The organism is Klebsiella sp. HMSC16C06, from assembly GCF_001808325.1.
Classification (GTDB): domain Bacteria; phylum Pseudomonadota; class Gammaproteobacteria; order Enterobacterales; family Enterobacteriaceae; genus Klebsiella; species Klebsiella variicola.
This window is the reverse complement of sequence record NZ_KV793024.1, coordinates 243,327-257,469: the sequence shown is the minus strand read 5'-3', so window position 1 is coordinate 257,469 and position 14,143 is coordinate 243,327. Positions and strand designations below refer to the sequence as shown.

The following is a 14,143-nucleotide window of genomic DNA, read 5'->3' as shown; positions in this document are numbered from 1 at the left end:
CCCGGCAGGCTATTGTTCTGGCAGAGCGGCCACCTTATGCGCGGTATAAGAGAAACTTTGTATGACAACACTGAACCTGGGAAACCTGGCGACCTTCCGGCTGGTCGTACAGCGCGGCAGCTTTTCTGCCGCCGCCGACGCGCTGGGGATCTCCCAACCTGCCGTTAGCCTGCAGGTGCGTCAGCTGGAGCAGTTTTTACAGACCCGTTTGCTGGAGCGTACCGGCCGCGGGATCAAGGCGACGGCGGCGGGAATGGCACTGCTGGCCCACAGCGAGCAGATCGATCGGGCGGTGAATAGCGCAATGCAGTCGGTCAGCGCATTCAGTCGGGAAGTTAATGGGGCGGTAACGCTGGGGACCGGCGCGACGGCCTGCATTCATCTTCTCCCGCCGCTGCTGCAGCATCTTCGTCAGCAGCATCCGCTGTTGACGGTGGGGGTGACCACCGGCAACACGCTGGATATCGTCCGGGCGGTGGAGGAAAATCGCCTCGATCTCGGGCTGGTTACCTTGCCCGTACAGGGGCGCAGTCTGGCGGTGACCTCAGTGGTTGACGAGGAGTTCGTGGTTATCCATGCCAGTCACGAGACGGGGACGCTGGCGGATTATACCCCTGCTGAACTGCTGGCGCTGCCGCTCATTGCCTTCGAAGCCGGCAGCGGCACCCGGGATCTGATTGACCGCTGGTTCCGCTCGGCGGGAGTTGCGGTCACGCCGGTGATGCAGTTGGGCAGCATCGAGGCGATTAAACGGATGGTGCGGGCAGGGCTGGGCTACAGCATCGTGCCCCGCATGGCGGTGGAGCAGGAGAAGGATCGCGACGGATTAAGCGTGCACTCGCTGGCGCCGCGGCTATATCGACAGCTGGCGGTAGTCATGCGTCAGGACAAAATTGTGACAAAAGGTATCGCGGAAATGCTGCGCCTGCTGCATGCCGTGCGCTGATAAATCGCCGACGGCAAAATTACCGCATCAAAGACAATACATCAGCAGCGAGCGACTCTGTCTGCGGAGTGTGGCGCTTCCAGTATTAGAATCAAAGGATTACTCGCGAGCGGAGGGCTCGACGGTGAGTGAAGACTCCTGCGACGCTTTTTTATCCTGGTGATGGTACCAGGCGCCGATGGAGGAGTAGACAAAGCGTCCAAAGAAGAAGAGAAAGCTGATAAGCAGTACGATACGGGTCATGCGACGGTTAAATCGATGTCGTTTACGCATACTGGGTGCCTGACTCACAAAAGGTTCCTTGAAGTATACCCGAAGATGGGCGATGGGGGTATTAAGGCACAGGAACGAGGTGGGGTCAATTGATGCAGATGTAAAAGTGCCGCAGTGAAAACATTAATTAATGTTATATAAGATAATCATCGTATTTACATGCTCACTTTATTAGCAATAAAAAGGTAAAAAAATAAGTTTTATTAATGTTAGCGTCAGTATTTGTTGATTTATATCAACAGTCCCATTCTCTTGACCACTAAAATCAGCGAACATTACCGTATCGTTATTACTTATGCGGTCAGCATGGGGTGGTTGGATGCCTGCCTGAATATGCCTCGCAGGAGCAGAGGCTCTCTGTAGAGCACCTATGAATTTATTAAAATATTATCAACAATATCGCGACAAGTGGTGGGCTTTACCGCTTGTTCTGCCCTCGCTGTTATTACCCTTCGCCAGATGGGCGAATACCTACACCATGCTCAATGGCCACATGGTATTCCTTTATTATCTTCCTCTGGCATTAGTACTCAGCCTGATGATGTTTTTCGGTTGGGCGGCGATCCCGGGTATTATTATTGGCCTGCTGCTCACGCTGGCCCGAGGAATGACGCCCGAGCAGGCTATCGGCGTGTTGTTTCATTTTCTCATCCCCTGCGTGCTGTGCTGGGGCGGATATCGCATCTTTGTACCCCGGCGCCAGCAGGTCTCGCACGGTAACGTCAAACTGATGCCGCACCGTCTGTTCTGGCAGATGCTGCTTCCCTCGGTCATTTTTCTTATTCTGTCACAGATCGCTGAGTATCTGGGACTGCATCCACGTACGACGGAGATGACGGGGATTACGCCCTTTAGTTTACGGTCGTTAGTCACCTTTCAGGCGTTGATGGTGGGGTGTCTGACGGGCGTGCCGCTGTGTTATTTTCTGCTGCGGATAATTCGGAACCCTTTTCATGTTCGCGGATTTATTTCTCAGGTTCGCTTACAAATTGATCCAAAAATAAAAACAATTGAAATCATTTGCTGGGCGGCGATATTAATCCTGCTGCTGGGGCTATTATTGATGCCGCTTAATGATACCAGCACCATATTTAGTACGAATTATACGTTATCATTACTTATGCCGGTCATGCTCTGGGGAGCCATGCGTTTTGGTTATCGTTTTATCTCGCTGATCTGGACGCCGGTACTGATTGCCGTGATCCATTTTCATTACCGTTACTTACCGGTTTATCCAAGCTATAACACCCAACTGGCGATCACCTCGTCAAGCTATCTGGTCTTCTCGTTTATTGTCGCCTACACGGCGATGCTGGCGACACAGCAGCGGCTGATCTACGCTCGCGTCCGGCAGATGGCTTTCCTCGACCCGGTCGTACATATGCCTAATCTGCGGGCGCTGAGTCGGGCGCTCAATGGCACGAGCTGGTCGACGCTCTGTTTTTTGCGCATTCCTGAGCTGGAACTGCTGGGCCGCCACTACGGCGTATTGTTACGCATTCAGTATAAGCAAATGCTGGCGAACCACCTGAGCGCGTTACTGCAGCCTAACGAAGCGGTGTATCACCTTGCCGGCCATGACTTGGTTTTTCGCCTCAACAGTGAAGGGCATCAGGCGCGTATTCATTTGATCGACCGCTCCCTGCGGCAGTTCCGTTTCTACTGGGACGGGGTTCCCCTCCAGCCGCGGATCGGCATGAGCTATTGCAACGTGCGCTCACCGGTCAAACATCTGTATTTGCTGCTTGGCGAACTAAACACGATTGCCGACATGTCGCTGGCAAGCGGCCATCCGGAGAATATGCAGCGCCGCGGCGCCGGCCATGTTCAACAGGATCTGAAAGATAAAGTGGTGATGATGAATCGCATCCTCAAGGCGCTGGAGCAAGACCACTTCGTCCTGATGGCGCAGCCTATCCAGGGCATCCGCGGCGATAACTACCATGAAGTGTTGCTGAGGATGGAAGGGGAGTTGGGCGAACTGACGGGGCCAAACGCGTTCCTGCCGGTGGCGCACGAGTTTGGCCTCTCCTCTCGTGTGGATCAGTGGGTCATTGAGCACACGCTAGCCTTTATGGATACCCACCGGCGGGCACTGCCCGGTCTGCGGCTGGCGATCAATCTCTCTCCGGTCACGTTGAGCCGCAGCCAGTTTCCTCAGGAAGTCGAAGCGCTGCTGCAGACGTACAACATTGAGCCATGGCAGATTATTTTCGAATTGACCGAGAACTATGCACTCAGTAACCCTGAGCTGGTCTGTCAGACTTTAGAGCATCTGCGGGCGCTGGGCTGCCGGGTGGCGATCGATGATTTTGGTACCGGCTACGCCAGCTACGCCCGGTTAAAAACGATGAACGTCGACATTCTTAAAATCGACGGCAGCTTTATTCGCAATCTGCTTGCCAGCAGTCTCGATTACCAGGTGGTGGATTCTATTTGTCGTCTGGCGCGTATGAAGAACATGCAGGTGGTGGCTGAATATGTCGAGTCGCCGGAGATACGCCAGGCGGTCATCGCGCTGGGGATCGATTATTTGCAGGGCTACGATATCGGCGTACCGGTACCACTGGCGCAGCTGGCGGAAGGGATGACTGCCTGAAGCAGAAAAAAGCCGGGCGCGATGGCCCGGCCTGGGGAATATTCAGGAGCGCGGCTCAGGCGTCTGGCTCTTCTTCTGCAATCTTCAGCAGCCATTCCGGCACACCTTCCCAGTACTGCTGCTCTTTTTCCAGATCCAACAGCACCAGCGCATTCTGGCTAAACCAGTTGTGCGGGAAGGTCAGCGTCCAGTGGTGAGCTTCCGTCTGCAGCCGCAGGGTCGGCGGCGTGGTGGTGGCCTGACGCTGGTTATTCAGCAGCACGCCCAGGCGCAGCAGCTGGATCAGCGGCAGAAACTGCTTTTTCCTGAACAGCGTAAAGCGCGGCAGGTCGTCGAGTTTTATCGCTTTGCGATGATAGCGCACCAGGGTGGCCATCAGCATCTGCTGCTCCTGGTTGAAGCCCGGCAGGTCGCTGTTCTGCAGAATGTAGGCCGAGTGGCGATGCATACCGCTATGGTTGATATTCAGCCCTACCTCATGGAGCATCACCGCCCACTTCAACAGCGCCGCAAGGTGCGGATTGGCCAGCTTGGGGTTCTGTTCCTGCCACTGTTCCAGCATATGGGTGGTGGTTTCCAGCACCCGGCGTGCCTGTTCGCGATCGATATTGTACTGATTCGCCAGACTCTGCGCTGTGCGGCTACGAATATCCTGGTGGCGGAAGCGGCCTTCCATTTCGTACAGCACGCCCTCACGCAGGGCGCCATCGGACAGACGAAGTTCTTTAATGGCTAGCGCGTCAAACACGCCGCACAGAATCGCCAGCCCCGGTGCAAAGACCGCTTTACGATCTTCAGAGAGGCCTGGCAGACTGAGCGCGTCGAAGTTTTTATGCTTCAGCAGCTCACTGACCAGCATTTCGAGGCGTTCCGGCGTAATAAACCCGTCCTTCTCACCCATGGCCACCAACACTTCCTGCGCAGCTTTAATGGTGCCGGAGGCGCCCAGCGCCACGGTCCAGCCCTGAATACGGAACTGCCAGGCCAGGGTTTCCAGTTTTTGTACCGCCGCAAGACGAGCACGCTGGAAATTTTCTTTATTGATTGTCCCGCCAGGGAAGTAGGCTTGCGAGAAGCTCACGCAGCCCATGCGACGGCTTTCCACCAGGCGGGGCTCAAAATCTTCACCGATGACCAGCTCGGTCGAACCGCCGCCGATATCAATCACCAGCTTACGACCGCGCTCCGGCTGCGTATGCTCAACGCCCATAAAAATCAGGCGCGCTTCTTCATTGCCGGAGATGATCTCGATCGGGTAGGGGATCACTTTTTCCGCGCGTTTAAGAAACTCTGCCGCGTTGGTCGCCTGACGCAGCGTATGCGTCCCGACGATGCAGACGCTGGAAGGGGAGAACCCTTGCAGACGTTCAGCAAACAGCGACAGGCAGTTCAGCCCGCGGGTCATCGCTTCTTCGCTCAACACCGAGTTTTCATCAAGGCCATCGGCCAGATGTACGCGCTGTTTCAGGCGTCCAATGATCTGCATGGCGCCATCGACGACACGGGCGATCACCATATGAAAACTGTTCGAACCAAGGTCGACCGCAGCGAATTCCTGCGGCCGAGGGGTTATTTCGTTTATTGGCATAGGTTAGTCGGGTTGTTCGAGTGATTTGAGATAATCGTAAATCGCCATCTGTGCACGCACTTTACGGCGATTGCCGCGCGGCACATAGCGATTACTCAGTTCTTTATCAAGATAGCGCGCTTTTACCGTATCGTTGAACAAGATATCAAAAATATCCAGCACTCGCTGTTTCAGACGCGGGTCGAGCAGCGGGGCGGCAACTTCTATACGGTAATCGATGTTACGCGTCATCCAGTCGGCAGAGGAGAGCCAGACCTGTTTATCGCCACCGTTTTCAAAACAGTAGACCCGGTCGTGCTCGAGGAAACGGTCAACGATGCTAATGACGCGGATATTCTCGCTGATGCCTTCCAGTCCAGGGATCAGCGAGCACATGCCGCGGATCAACAGATTGACCGGCACGCCGGAGCTGGAGGCGGCGTACAGTCTGTCCACCAGCCCTTTATCCACCAGGTTGTTCAGCTTCAGCGTAATCCCGGAGGGTTGCCCGTTCTGCGCATTGGCGATCTCGCGATCGATCATCTCATACAGCAGACGGCGCGAGTTCTGCGGCGACACCAGCAGGTAATCGAAGCTGACCGGGCGGTAGGGGTTTTCAATAAAGTTAAACACGCGGCGGACTTCATTGGTAATGCGCGCATCGGCGGTTAACAGCGAATAGTCGGTGTAGATCCGCGCGGTCTTCTCGTTAAAGTTACCGGTACCGATATGGGCGTAGCGCACCACCTCATCGCCTTCTTTACGCGAGATAAGGAACAGCTTGGCGTGGATCTTCAGACCCGGCGCGGAGAAGATCACGTGGACCCCCGCTTCCGTCAGGCGTTTCGCCCAGTGAATGTTAGCCTCTTCATCGAAGCGTGCCTGCAGCTCCACTACCACGGTGACTTTTTTACCGTTGTGGGCGGCGTGGATCATCGCGTCAATGATGCGCGAATCTTTGGCTACACGGTAGATGTTGATTTTGATCGCCAGTACGCTGGGGTCGAACGAGGCCTGACGCAGCAGCTCCAGCACATGCTCAAAAGTGTGATAGGGATAGTAGAGCAGGACGTCGCGTTCGCGGATGGCGTCGAAGCCGTTGCGGAATTTATCAAACCACAGATGACGCAGGCGCGGCATAGGCTTATTGACCAGATTAGCCTTACCCACATTCGGGAAGCCGATAAAGTCTTTAAAGTTGTGGTAGCGGCCGCCCGGCAGCATCGAGTCGTAGTTGGAGATGGAGAGCTTATCGCGCAGCATTTCGACCATCGCGTCCGGCATATCGCGCTGGTAGACGAAGCGAACCGGCTCGGCGGTCAGGCGCTGCTTGAGGCTGGAAGACATCAGCTCCATCAGGCTCGACTCCATCTCGTGCACCAGATCGTACTCGGCGTCACGGGTCATTTTCATCGAGTAAGCGTTCAGCGCATCGTAATCAAAGAAGCCTTTAAAGATATCATCCAGGCAATAACGCAGGATGTTATCCAGCAGGATCATTGGCTTACGGCGGCGCGGCGCCTCCGGCGGCAGATTTACGAAGCGCGGCACTTTGTCTGACGGAATTTCCAGCAGGGCATAGTTGATGTTTTCCCCGCGGATAATCTCTACCGCCAGATAGGTGTAATCATCTTTCAGGAACTGCACGAGGTCCGTTTCGCGGTTAATCAGGATCGGCGAGATATGCTGACGCAAATACTGTTTGAAGTAGTTGCGCAGCCAGGCCTGCTGATTGACGGACAGCTGGCGCTCGTTGATGAGGAAGATCTGGTTGCGCGCCATCTCCAGCAGCAGTTCGTTATACAGACTATCGAATTCCTGATCGGCCTTCAGAACGCGGGCCTGGATTTTGCCTAACAGGTGGCGAGAATGGGCGGTACTGCCTTGTTCTTCACTGATAATAATCCGGCGCTTAAGCTCAGCGAAGCGCACTTTGTAAAACTCATCAAGGTTGTTGGAGTAGATCCCTAAGAAGCGCATGCGCTCAATCAGCGGGTTACTTTTGTCCGCCGCTTCCTGCAGCACGCGTTCGTTAAAAGACAACCAGCTGAGTTCTTTTTCGATGTATAGCTTTTCCTGGCCCATTACCGCTCACACTCCGTTTTACTCACAGGACGTAGACTATTATGACGAATTTTTCTGCATAGCGATTTACTGTGTCACAACAATATGACAGTAAGAAGAAATATTTCTGTGAGATGATTGATTAATAAACAATTTTAATTAAAAAAAAGCCCCGCGACAGGAAAAGGCGGGGCTGTTGTTCATTCTTCAGCGGCATAGCCCTGGGGCGGAAGTTGTCGTTCATCCAGCCAGGCGTGGTTGCCTGCCATGCGCAGACGCCCATCGACGAACCAGCTGATGACCAGCGGATAAATGGCATGTTCCTGGGCCTGAACCCGCGCCGTCACCTCATCTTCGCTGTCGCCAGCGAAGACCGGCACCTTGGCTTGCAGGATAACCGGACCGCCGTCCAGCTCATCAGTGACGAAGTGCACCGAGGTCCCATGTTCCTCATCACCGTTTTCCAGCACCTGACGATGAGTATGCAGGCCAGGATACTTCGGCAGTAACGAAGGATGGATGTTCAGCAGACGTCCCTGATAATGGCTGACGAACGCCGGGCTCAGGATACGCATATAGCCCGCCAGCACTACCAAATCCGGGGCGTAGGCGTCGATTTCATGCATCAGCTGACGATCGAATGCTTCCCGGTCGGCAAACTGACTTTGCGCCAGCGCGTGGGCCGGGATGCCGGCCGCGCGCGCGCGTTCAAGGCCGAACGCATCAGCCTTGTTACTGAATACCGCCCGCAGGGTGCCGTTTATCTGTTTCCGGCCGCAGGCGTCGATGATCGCCTGCAAATTGCTGCCGCTACCGGAAATCAGCACCACGATGTTTTTCATGCAATGACCACACGCTGTTCGGAATCGGAAGCTTTGATATACCCGATTTTCCACGCGTTTTCACCTTTCTCGTTCAGCAGGGCAATGGCCTTGTCTGCTTCTGCAGCCGGCAGGGCGATAACCATCCCCACGCCGCAGTTAAAGGTACGGTACATTTCATGCTGGCTGACGTTACCGGCGGTTTGCAGCCAGTTGAAGACGGACGGCCACTGCCAGGAGGACTCATCAATGATCGCCTGGGTGTTATCCGGCAGCACGCGCGGAATATTTTCCCAGAAACCGCCGCCGGTCAGGTGGGCGATAGCGTGGACGTCAACGCTGGCGATCAGATCGAGCACCGATTTCACATAGATGCGGGTTGGCGCCAGCAGATGGTCGGCCAGCGGTTTGCCGTCAAGGTCGGTGGTCTGCGGGTCAACGCCGCTAACCTCAATGATCTTACGCACCAGTGAATAGCCGTTAGAGTGCGGGCCGCTGGACGCCAGCGCCACCAGCACGTCGCCGTCGGCCACTTTGCTGCCGTCGATGATTTCTGATTTTTCCACCACCCCGACGCAGAAACCCGCTACGTCGTAATCTTCACCGTGATACATCCCCGGCATTTCTGCGGTTTCACCGCCCACCAGCGCGCAACCGGACTGCAGGCAGCCTTCGGCGATGCCGTTAATGACGCTGGCCGCGGTATCGACGTCCAGTTTACCGGTCGCGTAATAATCCAGGAAAAACAGCGGCTCAGCACCCTGAACCACCAGGTCGTTCACGCACATGGCGACCAGGTCGATGCCGATGGTGTCGTGACGCTTCAGATCCATTGCCAGACGCAGCTTGGTACCGACGCCGTCGGTGCCGGAGACCAGTACCGGCTCGCGGTATTTCTGCGGCAGTGCGCACAGCGCGCCGAATCCGCCCAGTCCCCCCATCACTTCCGGGCGACGGGTTTTCTTCACCACGCCCTTAATACGGTCGACGAGAGCGTTGCCTGCATCAATATCCACGCCGGCATCTTTATAGCTGAGAGAGGTTTTGTCGGTCACTGCGAAGTCTCCACGCGTTTGCGGTAAGCAAGAAAAATCGGCGCAATTCTAACAGGGAAAGCAAACGTTTGCGAGCCTGCTTTACAGTCGGCGTGAAACAGCGGATAGATGGTCAAATTTGATACTGCTCACGAAAATGAAACCGGGTACAGTCTTGTGCTTGCCTCAGCCTTAAGGAATCCTCATCATAATACTGAAACCGGTTTCTGTGTTGGTTTGCCACGCATTTTGCCAGTGATTGACGCTGGTCAGGAGAGGGATGAATGAAAATTGCGGCATTTGATATCGGTGGCACCGCATTAAAGATGGGCGTGATGACCCGCGATGGCAGGCTACTGGAAAGCGCGAAGCAGTCGATCAATGACAGCGATGGCGATCATATCTTACAGGCAATGCTGCCATGGCTGGCGGCCCACCCGTCGTGTGAAGGGGTAGCCATCAGCGCGCCAGGCTATGTTGATCCGCACAGCGGCTTTATCACCATGGGCGGCGCTATTCGTCGATTTGATAACTTCGCCATGAAAGCATGGCTTGAAGCCCGGACCGGACTGCCGGTCTCAGTTGAAAATGATGCCAACTGTGTGCTGCTGGCCGAGCGCTGGCAGGGCAAAGCGGCGGAAATGGCCAATTTTCTGGTACTCACCATTGGCACCGGCATTGGTGGCGCGATTTATTGCCATCATCAGTTGGTTCACGGGGCGCGTTTTCGCGCCGGTGAGTTCGGCTACATGCTCACTGAGCGTCCCGGCGGGCGCGATCCTCGTCGCTATTCGATGAATGAGAACTGCACCCTCAGAGTGCTGCGCCATCGCTATGCGGAACATATCGCTGCGCCGCTGGAGAGCGTGACAGGCGAAATGATTTTTGACCGCTATGACGCCGGCGACCCGGTTTGCCAGCGTCTGGTCGCCGAGTTCTTCAATGGCCTGGGCCATGGCCTTTATAACCTCGTTAATATCTTCGATCCGCAGACCATCTTTATCGGCGGCGGCATTGTGGAACGTCCAGGATTTCTGGCGCTGCTGCGCCAGCATCTGGCCTGGTTTGGCATTGCCGACTATCTCGATACCGTCAGTCACGGCAACGATGCCGGCCTGATTGGCGCGGTTTACCATTTCAATCAGCACTATCGTTCGCCTGGCGACGATCGACATTAGGGAGAGACTATGTCCGGATTTAAAGCAGGTTTTCTGTGGGGCGGCGCGGTCGCCGCGCATCAGTTAGAGGGCGGCTGGCAGGAGGGCGGCAAGGGGATCAGCGTGGCGGACGTGATGACTGCCGGCGCCCACGGCGTGCCGCGTGAAATTACCGACGGCGTGGTAGCGGGGAAAAACTACCCGAACCATGAGGCGATCGATTTTTATCATCGTTATCCGGAGGACCTGGCGCTGTTTGCCGAGATGGGCTTCAAATGTTTTCGCACCTCGATTGCCTGGACGCGTATTTTCCCGCAGGGCGATGAGCTGGAGCCCAACGAGGCTGGCCTGCAGTTTTATGATGATCTGTTCGACGAATGCCTGAAGCACGGCATTGAGCCCGTGATTACGCTGTCGCATTTTGAAATGCCTTATCACCTGGTCACCGAGTATGGCGGCTGGCGCAACCGGAAGCTGATCGACTTTTTCGTGCGCTTTGCCAGGGTCGTCTTCACCCGCTATCAACATAAAGTGAAGTACTGGATGACCTTTAACGAGATCAACAACCAGGCCAACTTCCATGAGGACTTTGCCCCCTTCACCAACTCCGGTTTGAAATATTTGCCGGATGAAGACCGGGAACCGGTGATGTACCAGGCCGCGCACTATGAGCTGGTGGCCAGCGCCCTGGCGGTGAAAGCGGCGCGCGAGATCAACCCTGCACTGCAGATTGGCTGCATGATCGCTATGTGTCCGATCTATCCGCTGACCTGCGCCCCGGACGATATGATGATGGCGATGAACGCCATGCACCGCCGTTACTGGTTTACCGACGTTCACGTGCGCGGCCGCTATCCGCAGCATCTGCTCAACTATTTTGCCCGCCGCGGCTTTACCCTGGATATCACCGAAGCCGATCGCCTGGCGTTAACCGAGGGCTGTGTCGACTACATTGGCTTTAGCTACTATATGTCGTTCGCTACCAAAGCCACCGAAGACAACCCCTTGCTCGACTATGATGAAACCACCAGCCTGGTCTCCAACCCGTACGTCAAAAAGTCGGACTGGGGCTGGCAGATTGACCCGGTTGGCCTGCGCTATTCGCTGAACTGGTTCTGGGATCACTACCAGTTGCCGCTGTTTATTGTCGAAAATGGTTTTGGCGCGATCGATGTCCGTGAAGCGGACGGCAGCGTCAATGACCAGTATCGTATCGATTATCTCTCCGCCCATATCGCGGAGATGAAAAAGGCGGTGGTCGAGGATGGCGTTGATCTGATGGGCTACACCCCGTGGGGCTGTATCGATCTGGTTTCCGCCGGCACAGGGGAAATGAAAAAACGCTACGGCTTCATTTATGTCGATAAAGATAATGAAGGCAATGGCTCGCTGGCTCGCAGCCGGAAAAAGTCCTTTGCCTGGTATCAACAGGTGATTGCCAGCAACGGGGAGAACCTGTCGTAGTCGGGTGGCGCTAACGCTTAACCGACCTACAATACACGTAGGCCCGCGTAAGCGTATGGACTGCACCCCGCACCCAAGCCGGAGCCTTGCCTCCGGTTTTTTTGTCTCTAAATCACTTTGCTTGATATACGTCAAGCAAGATGGGTATGGCACAATCCGCAAAAAGCGGTATAATCCCGCGATTTTTTTTGTGGCCGCCCCTCAGAGGAGAAAGAGAATGAAGATTGTGGAAGTCAAACACCCACTCGTCAAACACAAGCTGGGCCTGATGCGCGAGCACGACATCAGCACCAAACGCTTCCGTGAACTCGCCTCAGAAGTGGGCAGCTTACTGACTTATGAAGCCACCGCCGATCTGGCGACCGAGAAAGTGACCATCGAAGGCTGGAATGGCCCGGTGGAAGTTGAGCAGATCAAGGGCAAGAAAATTACCGTTGTGCCTATCCTCCGCGCAGGCCTTGGCATGATGGAAGGGGTACTGGAGCATGTCCCCAGCGCGCGTATCAGCGTGGTGGGTATCTATCGTAATGAAGAGACTCTCGAGCCGGTACCTTACTTCCAGAAGCTGGTGTCCAACATTGATGAGCGTATGGCGCTGGTGGTTGACCCGATGCTGGCCACCGGTGGGTCGATGATCGCCACTATCGATCTGCTGAAAAACGCTGGCTGCACCAGCATCAAGGTGCTGGTACTGGTGGCGGCGCCGGAAGGGATTGCCGCGCTGGAGAAAGCGCACCCGGACGTTGAGCTGTACACCGCCTCTGTCGATAAGGGACTGAATGAACACGGGTATATCATTCCCGGTCTCGGCGATGCCGGCGACAAGATCTTTGGTACGAAATAATCGAATAACGATAAATAAGCCGACTTTGAAAGTCGGCTTTTTTTTGAATAAAACACACATAACTAACCATCTCAGAGGAAAACACTATGACGCGCCGTGCTATCGGGGTGAGTGAAAGACCGCCGCTTTTACAGACTATCCCGCTTAGTTTGCAGCACCTGTTTGCTATGTTTGGCGCAACGGTGCTGGTGCCAATCCTGTTCCACATCAACCCGGCCACCGTCCTGCTGTTTAACGGTATTGGTACGCTGTTGTACCTCTTTATCTGTAAAGGCAAAATCCCGGCGTATCTGGGATCGAGTTTCGCCTTTATTTCTCCAGTACTGCTGCTGTTGCCGCTGGGCTACGAAGTGGCGCTGGGTGGTTTTATTATGTGCGGCGTGCTGTTCTGCCTCGTCTCCTTTATTGTCAAAAAAGCCGGTACCGGCTGGCTGGATGTGATGTTCCCGCCGGCGGCGATGGGCGCCATCGTGGCGGTTATCGGCCTCGAACTGGCGGGTGTGGCGGCTAATATGGCCGGGCTGCTGCCAGCCGACGGTCAAGCCCCCGACAGCAAAACCATTATTATTTCGATGGTAACGCTGGCGGTGACGGTATTTGGTTCTGTGCTGTTCCGCGGCTTCCTGGCGATTATTCCAATCCTGATTGGTGTGCTGGTGGGCTATGCGTTGTCGTTTGTGATGGGCGTGGTCGATACCACCCCGATCGCCGAGGCGCACTGGTTCGCGCTGCCGACCTTCTACACGCCGCGCTTTGAGTGGTTTGCTATCTTCACCATTCTGCCCGCCGCGCTGGTGGTGATTGCTGAGCACGTCGGGCACCTGGTGGTGACCGCCAATATCGTTAAGCGCGATCTGATCCGCGACCCGGGTCTGCATCGTTCGATGTTTGCCAACGGCCTGTCGACGATCATCTCCGGCTTCTTCGGTTCGACGCCCAACACCACCTACGGTGAAAATATCGGCGTGATGGCGATTACCCGGGTTTACAGTACCTGGGTTATTGGCGGCGCGGCGATCATTGCGATTCTGCTCTCCTGCGTCGGCAAACTGGCGGCGGCTATCCAAATCATTCCGGTACCGGTGATGGGGGGCGTTTCGCTACTGCTGTACGGGGTGATCGGCGCCTCGGGGATCCGCGTACTGATTGAATCGAAGGTGGATTACAGTAAAGCGCAGAATCTGATCCTCACCTCCGTGATCCTGATCATCGGCGTCAGCGGCGCTAAAGTACACATTGGCGCCGCCGAGCTGAAAGGGATGGCGCTGGCGACCATCGTGGGCATCGCGCTGAGCCTGATTTTCAAGCTTATCAGCGTCCTGCGTCCGGAAGAGGTGGTCCTCGACGCGGCGGATAGCGAAGAGGTTAAATAAC

Annotated in this window: 10 protein-coding genes and 1 pseudogene; 6 read left to right on the top strand and 5 right to left on the bottom strand. The window is 55.5% G+C overall.

Going from position 1 to position 14,143, the window contains the following annotated elements:
* Positions 1-36: 36 nt before the first annotated feature.
* Positions 37-946 (top strand): annotated as a pseudogene (locus HMPREF3142_RS25545) (LysR family transcriptional regulator).
* A gap of 99 nt (positions 947-1,045) precedes the next feature.
* Here HMPREF3142_RS25545 and HMPREF3142_RS25540 read toward each other — a convergent pair.
* Positions 1,046-1,219 carry a YfgG family protein gene (locus HMPREF3142_RS25540; protein ID WP_012967451.1) on the bottom strand — a complete coding sequence of 58 codons (174 nt, stop codon included), beginning with the start codon at positions 1,217-1,219 and terminating at the stop codon, positions 1,046-1,048.
* Positions 1,220-1,589: 370 nt separating this feature from the next.
* Here HMPREF3142_RS25540 and HMPREF3142_RS25535 point away from each other — a divergent pair, with 370 nt between their 5' ends.
* Positions 1,590-3,818 carry a sensor domain-containing phosphodiesterase gene (locus tag HMPREF3142_RS25535; RefSeq protein ID WP_070612863.1) on the top strand — a complete coding sequence of 743 codons (2,229 nt, stop codon included), beginning with the start codon at positions 1,590-1,592 and terminating at the stop codon, positions 3,816-3,818.
* A 55-nt stretch (positions 3,819-3,873) separates the two neighbouring features.
* On the opposite strand, the gene ppx is transcribed toward HMPREF3142_RS25535, so the two are convergent.
* From ppx to purM, 4 genes are all read right to left on the bottom strand, one after another.
* The gene (gene ppx, locus HMPREF3142_RS25530) at positions 3,874-5,406 is read right to left on the bottom strand and encodes an exopolyphosphatase (protein ID WP_008803823.1); all 1,533 of its coding nucleotides are present in this window, start codon (positions 5,404-5,406) and stop codon (positions 3,874-3,876) included.
* A 3-nt stretch (positions 5,407-5,409) separates the two neighbouring features.
* Positions 5,410-7,470 (bottom strand): polyphosphate kinase 1, encoded by a 2,061-nt coding sequence (gene ppk1 / locus HMPREF3142_RS25525; RefSeq protein ID WP_002913838.1) that lies wholly within the window; start codon positions 7,468-7,470, stop codon positions 5,410-5,412.
* 179 nt (positions 7,471-7,649) lie between these two features.
* Positions 7,650-8,291, bottom strand: a complete 642-nt coding sequence (gene purN / locus HMPREF3142_RS25520) for a phosphoribosylglycinamide formyltransferase (protein WP_012540904.1) — start codon at positions 8,289-8,291, stop codon at positions 7,650-7,652.
* The gene (purM, locus tag HMPREF3142_RS25515; RefSeq protein ID WP_008803825.1) at positions 8,288-9,325 is read right to left on the bottom strand and encodes a phosphoribosylformylglycinamidine cyclo-ligase; all 1,038 of its coding nucleotides are present in this window, start codon (positions 9,323-9,325) and stop codon (positions 8,288-8,290) included. Before purM ends, purN begins: the two co-directional genes overlap by 4 nt.
* Before the next feature lie 263 nt (positions 9,326-9,588).
* Between purM and bglK the strand changes: the two genes are divergently transcribed.
* The 4 genes from bglK (at position 9,589) to uraA (ending at position 14,142) form a co-directional block, all read left to right on the top strand.
* Positions 9,589-10,482: a beta-glucoside kinase BglK gene (gene bglK, locus HMPREF3142_RS25510; RefSeq protein ID WP_070612861.1), complete on the top strand. Its 894-nt coding sequence runs from the start codon at positions 9,589-9,591 to the stop codon at positions 10,480-10,482.
* 9 nt (positions 10,483-10,491) lie between these two features.
* A complete protein-coding gene (locus HMPREF3142_RS25505) occupies positions 10,492-11,925 on the top strand; it encodes a 6-phospho-beta-glucosidase (RefSeq protein ID WP_012967454.1) in 1,434 nt (477 codons plus the stop codon).
* Positions 11,926-12,142: 217 nt separating this feature from the next.
* Entirely contained in the window at positions 12,143-12,769 is a 627-nt protein-coding gene (gene upp, locus HMPREF3142_RS25500) for a uracil phosphoribosyltransferase (RefSeq protein ID WP_004201927.1), read from the top strand.
* An 86-nt stretch (positions 12,770-12,855) separates the two neighbouring features.
* Positions 12,856-14,142, top strand: a complete 1,287-nt coding sequence (gene uraA, locus HMPREF3142_RS25495) for a uracil permease (RefSeq protein ID WP_012540908.1) — start codon at positions 12,856-12,858, stop codon at positions 14,140-14,142.
* The last annotated feature ends 1 nt before the right edge of the window (position 14,143 follow it).

What these genes read in the sequence shown, in the direction of transcription:
- HMPREF3142_RS25535 (WP_070612863.1), top strand. Translation starts at nt 1,590, where the DNA reads ATGAATTTATTAAAATATTATCAACAATATCGCGACAAGTGGTGGGCT.
- purN (WP_012540904.1), bottom strand. Translation starts at nt 8,291, where the DNA reads ATGAAAAACATCGTGGTGCTGATTTCCGGTAGCGGCAGCAATTTGCAG.
- upp (WP_004201927.1), top strand. Translation starts at nt 12,143, where the DNA reads ATGAAGATTGTGGAAGTCAAACACCCACTCGTCAAACACAAGCTGGGC.
- HMPREF3142_RS25505 (WP_012967454.1), top strand. Translation starts at nt 10,492, where the DNA reads ATGTCCGGATTTAAAGCAGGTTTTCTGTGGGGCGGCGCGGTCGCCGCG.
- ppk1 (WP_002913838.1), bottom strand. Translation starts at nt 7,470, where the DNA reads ATGGGCCAGGAAAAGCTATACATCGAAAAAGAACTCAGCTGGTTGTCT.
- ppx (WP_008803823.1), bottom strand. Translation starts at nt 5,406, where the DNA reads ATGCCAATAAACGAAATAACCCCTCGGCCGCAGGAATTCGCTGCGGTC.
- HMPREF3142_RS25540 (WP_012967451.1), bottom strand. Translation starts at nt 1,219, where the DNA reads ATGCGTAAACGACATCGATTTAACCGTCGCATGACCCGTATCGTACTG.
- bglK (WP_070612861.1), top strand. Translation starts at nt 9,589, where the DNA reads ATGAAAATTGCGGCATTTGATATCGGTGGCACCGCATTAAAGATGGGC.
- uraA (WP_012540908.1), top strand. Translation starts at nt 12,856, where the DNA reads ATGACGCGCCGTGCTATCGGGGTGAGTGAAAGACCGCCGCTTTTACAG.